This window comes from Streptomyces sp. NPDC006733, from assembly GCF_040636125.1.
Taxonomy (GTDB): domain Bacteria; phylum Actinomycetota; class Actinomycetes; order Streptomycetales; family Streptomycetaceae; genus Actinacidiphila.
Window position 1 is genome coordinate 16,111 of sequence record NZ_JBEYJD010000027.1, and the last position, 15,088, is coordinate 31,198.

The following is a 15,088-nucleotide window of genomic DNA, read 5'->3' on the forward strand; positions in this document are numbered from 1 at the left end:
GGAAAATCGCGCTCGGGGAGCCCGAGGAGGGACAGGAGGACGGCCAGCGGGTAGCGCGGCAGGGTGCTAGGCGAAGTCAACCGTGATGCCGCCAGGGCCGCCCGCGTCCAGAAGGTGGGTGACGTGGCGTTGGGCGAGGTCGTCGACGCGCTGTTGCATCTCGCGCATCACCTTCGGCCGGAACCAGTCGGTGCTGATCTTGCGCAGTGCCAGGTGGTGCGAGCCGTCCATCTGGACCAGCAGGCTCAGCCCCAGAAGGCGCTGGGCCCACAGGGTGGTGCGGTCGCGGGTCGCGGGCATCAAGATGGTGCGGGGAGCGTTCAGGAACACCTGGTGGTTGTGCTCGATCTCTCGGAGCCTGCGGCGATGCGAGGACGTGCAGCACGGGGGTGGAGCACCGGGCCGTCGAGACGTGTACTCACCCGCTGCGGGCGGAGCAGCCGTTGGATCGCGTCCGGCAGCACAGGGAACTGGGCAGGTACTCGCCGTGCGTCCCGTCGCGTGTGCATCGGTCCTCGGCCGGGGTGCGAATTTCACTCTCCGGAGCCTGCGCTGCGACGTGCCCGGTATTGCAGTTTGCACAGAGCGGCACATCGCAGCATGCGAAGGGGCACGGCGGCGCACCGCAAAAAGGCGCAATGTGGTCCAGGAAAGTCTGGATTATCTCTTTCGGAACTTTACGGAAGCTCTCCGGCAGCCAGGAATTACATGGCCGAGTCGTCTAATCCCCCTCGGATCCCTGGAGTTTTTTTGTACGCCGTTTTGCACTCCGGCAATCGCGCTGCGTGCGCCCGCGCTAGGAGCGCACCGGGTCAGGAATCGCATGCCCCCACCCATCCGCGCCGGACCTGGACTTTATTGAACTCTCCGGCCTACCGTGCGACTAAGGCTGCCCACCGCTGGCTGGGTGCGATCCGACCTCCCGAGGCGTTGGAGGAGTGATGAAAAAGGACAGTCATTCATTTTCCGCCCGGGTGGCCGAAAATATCACTTGAGGGCGGGCCTGCCTGGATGGTCACGGGAAATCTCCTAGTGCGCACCGATGAGTCGGTGGTCGCGGTGAAGATTCTCAATGGGAGCAGGTACGAGCATTTCGCCGATTCAGGAAGGCGTGTTTCCGTGCGGGGGGAAAATGAGCGCGTCTTCTCCTGGTCGCACTGCTCATACCTGGCTGAGTGATTCTTCTTGCGCCGGGGGCTACCCGGGGGCGGGCACCGTGAACGGGGACTGAGGACAGAGGCGGAGTGTCATGTCGGCAACGGAACGTGAACCGGTCGCGATCATCGGCATCGGCTGCCGCTTCCCCGGAAGTGTGGGAAACGGCGGGGCCCTGTGGGATCTGGCGGCTGGGGGGCGGCAGACGGCGGGGCCGGTGCCGGAGGGCAGGTGGGACGCGGCGCGGCTGGCGGCCGTGCACGATCCCGAGCTCGCCGCTCGCGCCGGGCGCGGCTGCTTCCTGGACGGGGACGTGTGGGCGTGGGATCCCGCCGCGTTCTCCGTCGCACCGCTGGAGCAGCAGCAGGTGGACCCGCAGTTTCGGGTACTGATGGAGGTGGCGTGGGAGGCGGTCGAGCACGCGGGCGTGCCGATGGATCAGATGCGCGGTTCGCGGACCGGCGTCTATATGGGCACCTACGCGCCGGACAATCTCTTCCGTGAGGCGCGGCCGGTTGAGGACGCGCCCAACAGCGCCTACCTGTTCGGGAACTTCACCGCCGGGGCGGCCGGCCGGGTGGCGTTCTCGATGGACCTGCGCGGCCCGGTCATGGTGGTCAGCACCCACTGCTCCTCGGGTCTGGTGGCCTTGGATACCGCGTGCGGGGCGCTCACGCTGGGCGAGTGCGATACCGCCCTGGCCGGGGCGGTGCTGCTGATGCTCTCGCCCGAGACCCATTACTACGAGGCGCCGCTGCTGCTGTCCGAGCGCGGGGCGTGTTTCGCCTTCGACGCCCGTGCCGACGGCTACGTGCGCGGTGAGGGCGCGGGCGTGCTTCTTCTGAAGCGGCTGGCCGACGCACGGCGTGACGGGGACCGGGTACTGGCGGTCATCCGGGGCAGCGCGGTCAACAACGACGGCCAGGCCAGCCGCCTGACCGCACCCTCCACCCAGATGCAACAACGCCTGTTCCGCGAGGTCGTCGTCCATGCGGGCATTGACCCGGGCGAGGTCGGGTTGGTGGAGGCCCACGGCCCGGGAACGGCGGTCGGCGATCCGATCGAGTACACCTCCATTAACGCCGTCTATGGAAGGGGCCGTGGCCGGTGCGCGCTGGGGTCGGTCAAGACGAACATCGGGCACTCGGAGCCGGTGTCGGGCATCGCGGGCATCATCAAGGCCGTGGAATCCCTGCGACGCGGGAGCATCCCGCCGAACGCCACGTTCCGTCATTGGAATCCCAGCATCCCGCGGGATGGTGACTCGCGGCTGTTCGTCCCGACGGACGTGACTCCGTGGCCGGTGGAGGGCGCGGCACGGCTGGCTGCCGTGTGCTCCTACGGCGTGACCGGGACCAACGCGCATGTGGTGCTGGAGTCGGCATCGGTCCTCGCCCCGCGCCGAAGCACCCGCAGGCCTTCTCCGACCGGTCGAGAGGACCGGTTGTATGTGCTGTCGGGCACCTCACCGCAGTCGTTGACCCGCGCGGCCTCCCGCCTTGCCGACTGGACCGAGGGCCCGGGATCGGACGCCGCTGCGCTGGATGTGGCCCATACCCTGGCCGAGCGCCGCTCGCACGCCGACCACCGGCTGGGCATCGTCGCCCGTGACCTGCGCCAGCTCGCGGCCCGCGCGAGGGCCTTCGCCGCCGACCAGGCGACCAACGGTGTGGTGTCCGGGACGCCGGTGCTGCCGCCCGGGCATGTCGGCCCGGTGTTCGTCTTCACTGGCCAAGGCTCGCAGCGTCCCGGCATGTGCCAGGGCCTGCTGGCCGACGAGCCGGTCTTCGCCACGGCCGTGGACGAACTGGAACCGCTCATCCGCGCTGGGGCTGGCTTCTCCCTACGCGAGGTGATCGCCTGTCCTGAACTACTGGTCGGGCTGGAGCGGATCCAGCCCGCGCTGTTCGGCGTACAGGTGGCGCTCGCCGCCGTCTGGCGGTCCTGGGGCATCGAGCCAGTGGCCGTCATCGGCCAGTCGCTGGGCGAGGTGGCCGCGATGGTGGTGGCGGGCGGGCTGCGCCTGGAGGACGGCGTGAAGGTGATCTGCCGCCGGTCCGCCCTGCTGGCCACGATCTCCGGCGGCGCGATGGCCTCCGTCATGCTCGGCGCCGGTCACGTCCAGGCCGCGATCGACGCGGCCGATGCCGACGGGGTGTCGCTGGGCGTCCTCACCTCCCCCGGCATCACCGTCGTGTCCGGCGACGCCGCCCAGGTCGCCGCGCTGGTCGCACGATGGGAAAACGACGGCGTCGTGGCCAAGCTGATCGACGTGGAGGTGGCCTCGCACTCCCCGCAGGTCGACCCCGTCCTGGTGAAACTGCACACGGCACTGGCCGACCTGCCCCCGGCCCGCCCCCGCATCCCCTTCTACTCCACCGTGGCACCCGACCCCCGGGACCCGGGCGTCATGGACGGGGCGTACTGGGTGCGCAACCAGCGCGACCCGGTCCGGTTCCACGCCGCCGTCTCCGCCGCCCTCGCCGCCGGACACCGGCTGTTCATCGAATGCACCCCCCACCCCCTGGCGGTCCGCCCGATCCTGGACACCGCCCGGCACGATGCCGTCCTCGACGCCGTCGCGGTCGGTACCCTGCGCCAGGGCACTGACGACCAGGAAGCGTTCTTGACCCATCTCGGCGCGGTCCACGCCGCAGGCTACGACGGCATCGACTTCCACACCCACTACGGCGCCGGCGAACTGACCGATGTGCCGGTCACCGACTGGCATCGCACCCGCCATGGCGGCGACGAACTCGCCTACCGGCTCGTCGCGCCCGCCCTGCCCGGCGCTGAACAGCACCCGCTGCTCGGCGGCCACGTCCACGACCCCGACCAGCCCGGACGCCACCTATGGCAGACTCCGCTCGGACCGCGCCTGCTGCCCTGGCTCGCCGACCACACGGTTGCCGACACCCCCGTCCTCCCCGGCACCGCAGCCGTCGAGATGATGCTGGCCGCTGCCGCACGCGCCTACGCCACCGACACCGTCGCCGCCACCGACGTCACCATCCTGCACCCGCTGCTCCTGGACACCGAGCCACTGGTCACCACCCGGTTGGTCCATGACGGGGACAGCGCCCTGGCCGAGATCGTGTCCACCAGCCCGGACGGAATCACCGTGCACGCCCGCGGCACGGTCCGGTCGCTGTCCGGCCACGAGCAACCCGCACCACTGGCTCCCGCCGAACTCCACCCGGACGGCTGGCACGACAGCGACGTCGCCACCTTGCACCGGACTTTCCGCGACCAGCACAACGTCTTCCACGGCCCGGCGTTCACCGCCATCGACCGCATCCAAATCCACCCCGACCAGGACCGGGCCGTCTCCACGCTGCACACCCACGACACCGCGCGGGTCTCGGCCTGGACGATGTCCCTGCACCCCGCGCTCGCCGACCAGGTCGTCCAGACCGCCGTGGCAGCCTGGCTCGCCCACTACACCCTCACTCCGGGCCCGGTGGTCGTCGCCGGATTCGACGACGTGTGCGTATATGGGCCCACCGCCCACACCCGCACCGCCGCGATCCGCCTGCACCACGCCGACGATCTGGGCTGCACCGCCTCCGCCCAGCTGGCCACCGCCGATGGGACCGTCGTCGTCGAGATCCGCGGCCTGCGCGTCACCAACGTCATCCCACCTACCGAACGCTTCGCCGCCCGCCTCGCCCATCACACATGGGAGCCCGCCCCCGCGCCGAAGGAACGGCGCCGGGCTGCCGACAGCACCTGGGCCCTCCTCACAGCCCAGGACGAAGCCTGGACAGGCGAACTGGCTTTGCACCTCAAGCAGCAGACCTCCGGCTGCCGGCGGCTGCCGCTGGCCACCGTCCTCGCCGACCCCGGCGAACTGGCCCCGTGCGCGGGAATCGTTCTCGCCCTGGCCGACGAACCGGCCATAGACCCCCCCGCCGCCGCCGACGCCGCGCGCGACGTGGTCGCCCACACGGTCGCTCTCATCCGCCGCCTGTCCCAGTGGGACCAGCCACCGCGGCTCTGGATCCTGGCCCGCACCGGTCATGCCCCGCTGACGCTGGCCGCGCTCCGCGGGCTGCTCAGGACGGCAGCGTACGAGCACCCGGAACTTCGCCCGAGCTGCCTGGAGTTCACCGCGAGCGCCACGGCCCACGCCGAGGTCGTTGCCGAGCTGCTCGATGACGAACAACCGGTGACCGAGACCGCGCTGCGGCTCGCAGGCCGCCACACCGCCCGAGTACTGCCCGGCGCGGACACCGCTGTCGCGGCCGGCGCGCGGCCCCCCGTCGGCCCGGTGGGCCCCGGAGCGGCCTATCTCGTCACCGGCGGCCTCGGCGGCCTCGGGCTGCTCACCGTCGAATGGCTCGCGCGGCGCGGCGCGGGCCGCATCGTCATCGTCGGCCGCGCCGCCCCCACTGCCCAGACTGCCGTACAGCTGGCCTCGCTGCGCGCGGCCGGGGCCGACATCCTCGTCGTCCGCGGTGATGTCGCCGACCCCTACCTCGCCCGGAGGGCCGTCGCGGCAGCCGGCGAAGGCGGACGAATGCTGCGCGGGGTTGTCCACGCGGCCGGCGTTGTCGAGGACGCCACTTTCGCCACCCTCGACACCCAGTTGCTGACACGGGTCTGGCGCGGCAAGGCCGAAGGAGCCTGGGCCCTGCACCACGCCACGTCCGAGGCCAATCTCGACTTCTTCGTGCTCTATTCCTCCGTCGCCTCCCTGATCGGGTCCCCGGGGCAGGCCGCGTACGCCGCCGCCAACGGTTTCCTCGACGGGCTCGCGAAGTGGCGCCACGACCGGGGCCTGGTGGCCACCGGCATCCAATGGGGCGCCTGGAGCCACGTCGGCCGCGGACAGCACCTGGCCGAGCGAGGATTCCTCACCATCACCCCCGCCGACGGCATCGACGCCCTCGAACGCATCCTCGCCGCCGGATACCGCCAGGTCGCCTACTCCCCTCTGGACGTCGGCCAGTGGATCGCGCCCTATCCGGCCATGAGCACCTCCACCCTGCTCGCCGCGTTCCTCACCCCTGGCGAGACCCGCGAGGACGACGGGCACGAGGTCCGCGACCAGCTCCTTGCCGCCGACAGCCGAGCAGCCCGCCGCGGCATCCTGGAAGCATTCATCATCGACCACGTCCGCGATCTCCTCGGCGGCACCACCCGTCACATCGGCCCCCACACCAGCATGGTCATCCTCGGCCTTGACTCCCTCGGCGCCGTCCAACTCCAGCAACGCCTCCAACACGCCCTGCATACCGAGATGAAACCCGGCGTCATCTGGACCAAACCCACCGCCGCCGCCCTCGCCGACTGGCTCCTGGCACACACCGCTCTGGGCTGATGAACGCTCCGGCACGTGGCGCGGCCCGCGCGGCACTGGGCTCACGCGAGAAACCGCTACATCACCACGGATGAGGAGAACCCCATGACGATCAAAAGGGCAGCTGTCGTCGGAGCCGGTGGCAGTGGCCTGGCGGCGGCATACGATCTGCGGCGGGACTTCGACGTCACGCTGTACGACGCCCAGAGCCACCTCGGCGGCAACGCACACACCCTCGACGTCACCTCCTTGGACGGCGAGCAGACGACAGTCGACACCGGTGTGTTCACGTTCTTCGACGGGGTCTGGCCGTCCCTCTTCGACGACCTGGGCATCAGGGCCGTCCCGCTCCCGCAGAGCATTCCGATGATGGCTCTCCGCTGCGCGGAGTGCGGATTCTCCTTCGGCTCCCCGGAGGATGCCGAACCCGGCAGTCCTCCTCGGCGCCCCGACGTTTCCGCCACCGTCTGGGAACACTTCCTGGAAGACTTCCAGAAACTCGGGCAGGCCATCGACGCGGACACCGCTGTCACGCCGGAAGACCTCGTAAAGAGCGAAGGGTTCTCCCGGTATTTCGTGGAGCACCTGATCACGCCGGCAATCGCAGCGGCCTACATCATCTCCCCCCAAGCAGCCCGGCGCTGCTCCGTCTCACCATTGTTCAAGATCCTCATGTCAGTGAACTTCATGCCGGGCGTGCCCTCCACGGGATGGATGTACATCCCGGAAGGCACCCGCAGCTACACCCAGAGCCTGGCGGACGAACTTGCTGCCGTGCGCCTCGGCACGGAAGTCCAGTCCGTCCGCCGCACAGGAGACGAGGTCCTCATCCGCGATGCTGCGGGCGACGTTCAAAGGTTCGACAAGGCCGTCCTGGCTGTTGCCTCCGATCGGGCGCTGAAAATCCTCGACACTCCGACGGACGCCCAGAGCCGGGTGCTGTCGGCGTTCCCGTACGACTACAACCGGTGGATGTTCCACACCGACGCGTCCTTGCCGCACAGCGACGGGGTCATCAGCTACCAGATGGCCGCATGCACCGGCGAAGCACACATCAACCTTCCGCATAACGGCCCTCAGAGGCTCAACAGTCCCACGCAGTACCTGTCCACCATGACGTGCGGTGGCGGTGTCCCCGATCCGGCGCAGGTTCTGCAGACGATGGACCACGGCATTGTCATCCTCACCCCGCAGGCCGTAGGGGCCCAGCGCGACCTTCCCCTCATCAGTGACAGCACCCTGGCGTTCGCCGGCGCCTACTTCGGTGACACCGGCCACGACAACGCGTTGGCCTCAGGGCGCAACGCTGCCCGGGTCCTCAAAGGCCTTCAGCCCTGCGGCGGCATACGTGACCTGCTGACCTCAGCCTGGGAACCGTGGCGGGAATGAGTCCGCAGCGCCCGGCGGACCACTGGCGAAGCACCGATCCGAAACGAAGGAGCGCTGATGGCTCACGCACGTGAAGCGCGGGCGGCGACGGCACGACGGTTGCCGGCCGCCCCCAAAGGCTTGCCAATGGTGGGGCACGCGGTGAAGCTGTGGAGGCAGCCGCTGCAGTTCCTGTGCTCACTGACGGACCGCGGAGATCTGGTGGAGGTCAAGATCGGCCGCCAGAAGGCACTGGTCGTGTGTGATCCGGATCTGATGCAACAGGTGCTGCACGACGGGCGCACCTTTGACAAGGGCGGCCATTTCTACGACCGCGTTCGCGAGGTGGCCGGTGACGGACTGGGAACCTCGATGCACGAACCGCACCGACGGCAACGCCGTCTGATCCAGCCCGCCTTCCAGGCCGACCGGCTCGTCGAGTGCGCTAAAGACGCGGTCAGTTATACCGCCGAGGTGACGGGCGCATGGCGCGACGGTCAGGTCATCGATGTGATCGAGGCGATGGATACGATCACCTGCAAGGTCACCGCAAAAATGCTCTTCGGAGCCTGCCTGCCCAGTGCGAAGGAGACCGCAGCCATCCTCGGCTGGCTCGAGGACCTCAATGAGTGGATGCAGCAGCGCACGGTCACACCATCATGGCTGGACTGGGTCCCCATCCCCGGCAACCGGCGCTTCGACCGCGCGCTGGCCTCCTTGGATGCCTTCATCTACGGGTCCATCCAGACCTACCGGGACGAGGGCATCGACCAGGGCGACATGCTGTCCGTTCTCACCACCGCCCGGGGCGACAACGGCGATGCCCTGTCCGACCGGGAGATCCGCAATCACATCATCACCTTCATCATCGGCGGCACCGAAACCGTCTCCAGCCTGGTGGACTGGACGATGCATCTGCTGGCCGTGCACCCCGCGATGGCCCGGCGCGTGCACACCGAGGTAGACACCGTGTGCGACGGGCGCCTTCCCGTCCCCGCCGACGTCGCCCGCTTCGACTACATACAGCGCTTTCTTGCCGAGGCACTCCGCGTCTACCCACCCGCATGGCTGGTGAGCCGGGTGGTCACCCGCGACACACATCTCGCCGGATACTTCCTGCCGGCTGGAATCTCGGTGCTGTGCAGCCCTTACGTCCTCCACCACCGCCCCGACCTGTACCCCGACCCGGAGGACTTCGACCCGGACCGATGGCTTCCCGACCACGCTGCGACCATCCCGCGCGGCAGCCACATTCCCTTCGGAAGCGGTCCGCGCAAATGCATCGGCGACAAATTCGCCCTGCTCGAAGCCCCGCTCATGCTCGCCACCATCACCCTTCGCTGGCGGCTTGAGCACCTTCCTGGACAGACCACCTATCCCCCCTCTGTGCGCCGCGTCGGTCTGCGGCCGGCGCAGTTACGCATGCGAGTACGGCAACGCCACCCGGTCCAGAATGCATAGGCGAGTCCGCCCAAAGCAGCTACCGCACGGGAAGGAGCTGTTCTTCGAGGGCCACGTCCCAGCGTTGCCCGTGCGGGGCGGTGGTCCCCGAGGCAAGGTCCACTACGACAACCTGGAGCTGGATCGCGTGGGAGGTCTCGGACGCAGGTTGGACGGCTGACGACGTAATCGCGTTTCTCGACTGCGGTGACGCACCGAACGTGGTTCACCGTCCGTCAGGATTCCTCGCCGGGCGGCTGGCAGGGGCGGTGTCCCTGTGGCCGACCGTGGAGGGCCGGGCTCGCGCGGTCCAGGCGTACCGGGACTCTCGCCGTGCAGAGCAGGCCCGTTGTGCCTGTCCCGGAAGATCCGGTGCAGGTCCGCCACCGCCTCCCCCCCAGTTCTCCTTGACGCGCCGGCACCTTCATCTGGCCCTGCCCGGTCCGCGAGCCCGTCACTGTGCGATCTGGCCCGATCCCCCGGCTACGCAAGGAGGTGCACATGTCCCGAGAGCGGGGCACGCAGAAGGCGATTGTGCTGGGCGCGGGCTTCAGTGGGCTGCTAGCCACCCACATCCTCAGCAAACACGGCTACCAAGTCGCTCTGCTCGACCCCGACCCTATCCGCAACGCTCCCGCCTACCGGCACGGCACACCCCAGGCACGGCATCCGCACAGCCTTCTGCAACGCGGCGCCACCACCCTGGATCATCTTTTGCCCGGTCTCCTCGACCAGCTCGTCGAACAGGGCGCCCCGGTCTACGACTTCGGCCAGGACGCCAGGGTGCTATTCCCCCGCGGGTGGGCCCAAGCCGGATTCTCCGGGGTACGCCTGTACGGGGTGAGCAGACCTCTCCTGGAATCGGCCGTCCGCCGCCGGGTTCTTGCGCACCCCGGGGCGCGCCCGGTCGAACAGGTACGAGGCGTCGGCCTGTTATGGCGTTCCGGCCGGGTCGCCGGCGTGCGTAGCAGCGACGGATACGATCGTCCAGCGGATCTGGTGGTCGATGCCAGCGGTCGCGCCTCCCGGCTGGGGCACTGGCTGGAAGCCGCCGACCTGCGACCACCGCACCCCAAGCGGGTGTCCGCGCGCCTCTCGTACACCTCTAGGCTGTACACCCTGCCCGACGGGTACGCACCCGACTGGCGGATCTCCGTTGAACTGACCTACGCGCCCGACCGGCGATGCGGCGGGGTTGCGGCTCGTGTCGAGAACGACCAGATCCTGGTGACCCTGATTGGCGCGGACGGGGAACGCGCCCCGCGTGATGAGCAGGGCTTTCGCGACTACGCGGCCAGGCTGCGCAACCCGCACCTACTCGACGTGATCACACACGCCCGGCCCATCGGAGCCACCTACCGGTGCGGTGGCCTGAACAACCACTGGAACCCCTACCACCGCATGCCCCACTGGCCGAACGGACTGCTCGCTCTCGGCGACGCCGTCTGCACGCTCAATCCCATATACGGGCACGGCATGACCGTGGCCGCCCTGGAAGCCGAGATCCTGGACCAGCTACTGGCCAAGGGGACTGGTTTGGGCAACCTGGAGCGCAGGTTCCAAAGAGCGGCCGTATCCGCAATCCGCGTGCCCTGGCAGCTCGCCGCCTACTCCGATACCGGATGGCAGCCTGGCCACCGGATCTCCCTGCCCGTAATCGCCCACCACGCGGTACGCAGCATCGTGGACCGCATACCCGACCATCCCGTCCTCTACCAGCGCTTCATCGCGGTCCAGAACCTTCTCGCGCACCCGGCGACCCTGGCCCGCCCCACAGCACCGCACCAAGGCCCCAGGGCAAGCCTCCGACGGCAAACGCTTCACCCATCCCCTGATGGACCTCGTCCGCTACCCGGTGGGGCAGAGAACCGGGAGTGACGTGATCAGGTGCTCCACCCGCGTACCCGCGTACCCGCGCCAGCGGGCAGCACCGCGACGAAAGGCAGAATAGGCATGACCACCGGACACACCGCCCAGCCCGCCCCCGGCCCGGACGGTCCTCCCCTCTCAGAGGGCAGCGCCTCCCACCGCCACAAACTACGCTGGATGATTGCACCCGTCTTCTGGGCCGGCCTGGGTGTGTTGTGTCTCCTGGCGCAGACCTGGGTGTTCGCGCGCTGGGCAGCCGACGGAAACGCCCACGCCTATCCATCCGGCGGCTACGACATTCCCGAACCCCTGAGGATCAGCACACTCGCACTCGAGATAGTGGTCACCGTCGGGATTCTCGCGGCCGCTGTCCTCCTGTGGCGGCTGTCCCGAACGGCGGGCCATGTCACCCTGTACACGACACTGTTCACCGGATACCTGCTGAGCTTCTGGACCAACCCCTACTCAGGGACCGTCTATCACGCGGCCGGGCACAACAGGTACAGCCTGAACGTGGTGTCGTGGGGCCCTTACCTTCCCGGCTGGCACGGTCCGTTCCCTCAGATCGAGAGCTTTATCCTCAACGCGTCCTATCCCGTGTCGCTGATCTGGGCCGTCATCGGGGTGGCAGTCGCCGGACATCTCAAGCAGCGGCGACCGTCATGGACCCGTGCCCGGGTGGCCGCTCTCACCGCGGTCATCATCTTCGTTGTCGACGTCCCCCTGGAGACGGCCTACATGCGTCCGGGCGGATGGGCCTACCCGCGCGCCCTGTCGTACCTGACCCTCTTCGAGGACGACTGGTACCGCATCCCCCTCACCTCCCCCTTCACCATGGTCCTGTTCGTCACGATGCCTGTAGTGCTGATGTACCTGTACACCAAACCAGGCAAGGAGGTCTGGCTACTGGAAGGCTCCCTCCAGCTGCCTCCGCGTGCCCGCACACCGATCCGCCTCCTCGCGGGAATCGGGTTCATCAACCTCAGCATGATGGCCTTTCAGTGGTTCATGGTCATGGCCTCGCTCGTCAGCTACCAAGCGGGGCTTCCGAGCTGGATCAACCTCCCCAACACCTGATAGATGCCGCGTTCTGCGAGCGGTTGCGATTTTGCCGTGAGATCGGTCAGGCTGTCAGGCGGTAGTGGGAAGGCTCGTTATCGGTCAAGCGACCTGGCCAAGTCCCGCGGCGGTCAGGTCCTGCTCGCGCAGCGGGGCGAAGTCGACGTCGAGTTTCGGGTCGTACGCGTCGGGCTGGATGTCGAGTTCGTGGGTGGAGTACTCGCCGACCTCCCAGGCCAGCAGCTGCTCGGACCAGTCGGCGTACTCCTCCGAGCCGACCACCGCGACATCCCCAGTGCGCAGTTCCTCAGCGAGCGCGGTGAAGACCATCGCCTCGAAGTGCTTGCGCAAGAACTGCCCGGTCCGGTTCTTGTCGACCACCGCCCTGCGCCAGTTCTGGGTGGCGAAGGAGATGTCGACCTCCTGGCCCTCCTCGTCGAAGGCGGTGATGTACTCGCCGCGGGCCGCCTGGTGCCGCTGGGCGTGCGCGAGGGCGTCCAGCACCCGGCTGTCCTCGCTGGTCGCGGTGAACTTCAGCTTGTCGTTGTCGGCCAGGTCGGAACATCACCGCCCGGTCCCGGCCGATCTGCCCGTGGAGCAGCACTTCCCAGAAGTTGCCGTGATGGGCGGAGATCTTCTCGATCTGCTCGTACTGCTTCGCGAACCCGCCGAAGCCGTCCACCGCGCGGGTGACCGCGCCTAGCCCGCCGGCCTGCATCAACTGGGCCTTCACCAGAGCGAGGACCGCCGGGGAAACCCTGCCCTCCAGCCGCGTCGCAACCTCGTCCACCGACGCCTCCTCGTCCAGACCCTCCAGGGCCTGGCGGACCTCGGCGGTCATGGCCGCCGCCTTCGTGAATGCCTCCTGGGCCGGGCCGCCCTCGTCGATGTACTTGAGCACCGTGCGGTAGTTCCCGATCAGGGACTCGACGATCTCCCGCTCGGCGAGCCGGATCTCCTCCAGCTCCACCTTGGCCTCCTTAATCTTCCCCGCCACCCGCTTGCAGAACATCGTCGCCAGGTCGTCCCGCACCCGCATCCGCGCCTTGTGCGTCAGGGCCGCAACCAGCGCGATGCGCTTGACGGGCACGAAGTCCCGCAGCTTCGAGGCGTCCGCCGCATCCGCCTCCCCGGCGAAGTCGGTGACCTTCCCGCACGGCGACACCCTCCATCCACACGTCGGTGTCACCGAGCTCGTCCAGCCATTCCAGACACTTGGTCAGGTTGTTGAAGTACGCCCAGGTCAGACCCTTGGCGGGCTTCCTCAACCGGTTGAACAGCGTCGTCCCGTCGCTGTCACGCTCCTCCAGCAGCCGCATGAACCCTGCCCGCTGAGCAGCGCTCATGCGGTCGTGGATACCCGTACAGATCGAGGCGTTCACCTCGGTGCGGATTTTCGAGGCCATCTTGTCGAAGGTCGAGAACCCGGGCAGCTCCAGCCCGGCCTCCACCACCTTCTCCAGCGCGATGTTGATCAGATCCGCCGGGCGGTTCTTCGCCGCGGCCTCCTTGCGGATCGACTGCTCGACGATTCCCCGGGCCTTGGCCTGGTCGTATGTCACGCTGGCCTGCTTGCGAACCAGGCCCCGGTGATGCTTGGCGGTCCGCTCCGCGGTACGACTTCAGCATCAGCAACAGGGCTAGCCGATGCTAATCGCAGTCCGTGGCATCGGCCGCCCACTCCAGCTCATCGCGGGACGGGGAGAAGAACAGATGAAGCTCGTGCGCGGTGATCAGCCGCTTGAACCGCGGATACGCGGTCCGTTCAATCGATGTCACAACCCACCCCAGGCCCCAGACGACGCTGACCATCACCACCAACGACACTGAGCCGAAGGAGTGACGGCCGACGGGCGCTCAGGGCTTCAAGATCATCCCGTTGCCCCTTTGGCGCGTATCTCGGTCACACCCCATCAACGTGCGCTCGTCGCTCTGGTGTACCTGCGCAAGCACGACACCCTGTCCCAGATCGCCGCGGGCTTCGGCATATCGGTCGGCACCGCCCACGCCTACACCACCACGGTCATCGACCTACTCGCGGACCGGTCGCCGGGCCTGCTGAAAGTCCTGCGTGAGAGCGACCCCCAGTACGTTCTGCTCGACGGGACGCTCGCCGAGTGCGACCGCGTGGGCGACAGCCGGGCGGACTACTCCCATAAGCATCGCCGCCATGGCGTGAACGTGCAGGTCGTGACGGACCCAGTCGGTCAGGTGCTGTGGATCTCGCCGTCCCTGCCCGGCCGGTACCACGACCTGACCGCGGCACGCACCCACCGCATCATCCGGACCTGCGAACGCCAGGGCGTCCCCATTCTGGCCGACCGCGCCTACCCGGGCACCAACCCCTGGGTTACCACCGGACGCAAACGACCGCCCGGCGGACGACTGTCCCCGACCCAGCAGACGATCAACCGGGCCCTCGCCGCCTCCCGAGCACCCGTCGAACGCGGCGTGGCGCGGCTGAAGACCTGGCGCATCTTCCGAAGATCGCGATGCAGCCCGAACCGCATGCCGTCAATCGCCAAGGCCATCCTTACCCTGGAGAGGCAACGCTGAAAACGTTCACTGTACAGAACCGGTATGCGCTCAATCTCTCAACAGCCTGGGGACCGTACATCCCGGGCTGGGAGGGGCCACGCTCAGTGGAAATGGCGGAGACCCCGCTGCTCGCCGGCGGATTCATGTATGTCCCTCCTGATCACCTGGTATTAGCTCCGGATGTGGCTGCTCAGGAATTGATGCGGTCCTGCACGCATTGGCGCATGGCCCGGTTGGCGCCCGCCGTTCTTCTGATCGGCCTCCTGGTCGACATTTTGTGTCGCATGAGCCCCGCCCGCGAGCTGGGCTGGTAGGCGCCCAAGGCAGGTTGCGGCGTCTGGCCACGTAGGTGCTCCA

Annotated in this window: 11 protein-coding genes and 1 pseudogene; 8 read left to right on the forward strand and 4 right to left on the reverse strand. The window is 68.2% G+C overall.

Annotated elements, in window-relative coordinates; translation table 11 throughout:
• Positions 1 to 66: 66 nt before the first annotated feature.
• The gene (locus tag ABZ721_RS23605; RefSeq protein WP_358790664.1) at positions 67 to 330 is read right to left on the reverse strand and encodes a hypothetical protein; all 264 of its coding nucleotides are present in this window, start codon (positions 328 to 330) and stop codon (positions 67 to 69) included.
• A gap of 654 nt (positions 331 to 984) precedes the next feature.
• Between ABZ721_RS23605 and ABZ721_RS23610 the strand changes: the two genes are divergently transcribed.
• The 6 genes from ABZ721_RS23610 (at position 985) to ABZ721_RS23635 (ending at position 12,211) form a co-directional block, all read left to right on the forward strand.
• Positions 985 to 1,179 (forward strand): DUF5988 family protein, encoded by a 195-nt coding sequence (locus ABZ721_RS23610; protein ID WP_358790738.1) that lies wholly within the window; start codon positions 985 to 987, stop codon positions 1,177 to 1,179.
• Between the two features lie 70 nt (positions 1,180 to 1,249).
• The gene (locus ABZ721_RS23615) at positions 1,250 to 6,478 is read left to right on the forward strand and encodes a type I polyketide synthase (protein WP_358790665.1); all 5,229 of its coding nucleotides are present in this window, start codon (positions 1,250 to 1,252) and stop codon (positions 6,476 to 6,478) included.
• Positions 6,479 to 6,562: 84 nt separating this feature from the next.
• Positions 6,563 to 7,846 (forward strand): FAD-dependent oxidoreductase, encoded by a 1,284-nt coding sequence (locus ABZ721_RS23620; RefSeq protein ID WP_358790666.1) that lies wholly within the window; start codon positions 6,563 to 6,565, stop codon positions 7,844 to 7,846.
• A 57-nt stretch (positions 7,847 to 7,903) separates the two neighbouring features.
• Complete coding sequence (locus tag ABZ721_RS23625) at positions 7,904 to 9,286, forward strand: cytochrome P450 (RefSeq protein ID WP_358790667.1); 1,383 nt, start codon at positions 7,904 to 7,906, stop codon at positions 9,284 to 9,286.
• Between the two features lie 480 nt (positions 9,287 to 9,766).
• Entirely contained in the window at positions 9,767 to 11,143 is a 1,377-nt protein-coding gene (locus ABZ721_RS23630; protein ID WP_358790668.1) for an NAD(P)-binding protein, read from the forward strand.
• A gap of 168 nt (positions 11,144 to 11,311) precedes the next feature.
• Positions 11,312 to 12,211 (forward strand): spirocyclase AveC family protein, encoded by a 900-nt coding sequence (locus ABZ721_RS23635; RefSeq protein WP_358790669.1) that lies wholly within the window; start codon positions 11,312 to 11,314, stop codon positions 12,209 to 12,211.
• A gap of 84 nt (positions 12,212 to 12,295) precedes the next feature.
• Here the strand turns inward: ABZ721_RS23635 and ABZ721_RS23640 are convergent, their stop codons facing one another.
• The 3 genes from ABZ721_RS23640 to ABZ721_RS23650 all read right to left on the reverse strand — a co-directional run bounded on the left by ABZ721_RS23640 (position 12,296) and on the right by ABZ721_RS23650 (position 13,972).
• Entirely contained in the window at positions 12,296 to 12,697 is a 402-nt protein-coding gene (locus ABZ721_RS23640; RefSeq protein ID WP_358790670.1) for a hypothetical protein, read from the reverse strand.
• 476 nt (positions 12,698 to 13,173) lie between these two features.
• Positions 13,174 to 13,755, reverse strand: a complete 582-nt coding sequence (locus ABZ721_RS23645) for a hypothetical protein (protein ID WP_358790671.1) — start codon at positions 13,753 to 13,755, stop codon at positions 13,174 to 13,176.
• 88 nt (positions 13,756 to 13,843) lie between these two features.
• A complete protein-coding gene (locus ABZ721_RS23650; protein WP_358790672.1) occupies positions 13,844 to 13,972 on the reverse strand; it encodes a hypothetical protein in 129 nt (42 codons plus the stop codon).
• Between the two features lie 135 nt (positions 13,973 to 14,107).
• Between ABZ721_RS23650 and ABZ721_RS23655 the strand changes: the two are divergent.
• Positions 14,108 to 14,749, forward strand: a pseudogene (locus ABZ721_RS23655) (transposase family protein); the annotation flags it as partial.
• 92 nt (positions 14,750 to 14,841) lie between these two features.
• Positions 14,842 to 15,045 (forward strand): hypothetical protein, encoded by a 204-nt coding sequence (locus ABZ721_RS23660; RefSeq protein WP_358790673.1) that lies wholly within the window; start codon positions 14,842 to 14,844, stop codon positions 15,043 to 15,045.
• Positions 15,046 to 15,088 lie beyond the last annotated feature (43 nt).

Coding starts and splice junctions, on each gene's coding strand:
- ABZ721_RS23615 (WP_358790665.1), top strand. CDS start 1,250: ATGTCGGCAACGGAACGTGAACCGGTCGCGATCATCGGCATCGGCTGC.
- ABZ721_RS23620 (WP_358790666.1), top strand. CDS start 6,563: ATGACGATCAAAAGGGCAGCTGTCGTCGGAGCCGGTGGCAGTGGCCTG.
- ABZ721_RS23625 (WP_358790667.1), top strand. CDS start 7,904: ATGGCTCACGCACGTGAAGCGCGGGCGGCGACGGCACGACGGTTGCCG.
- ABZ721_RS23630 (WP_358790668.1), top strand. CDS start 9,767: ATGTCCCGAGAGCGGGGCACGCAGAAGGCGATTGTGCTGGGCGCGGGC.
- ABZ721_RS23635 (WP_358790669.1), top strand. CDS start 11,312: ATGATTGCACCCGTCTTCTGGGCCGGCCTGGGTGTGTTGTGTCTCCTG.
- ABZ721_RS23660 (WP_358790673.1), top strand. CDS start 14,842: ATGGCGGAGACCCCGCTGCTCGCCGGCGGATTCATGTATGTCCCTCCT.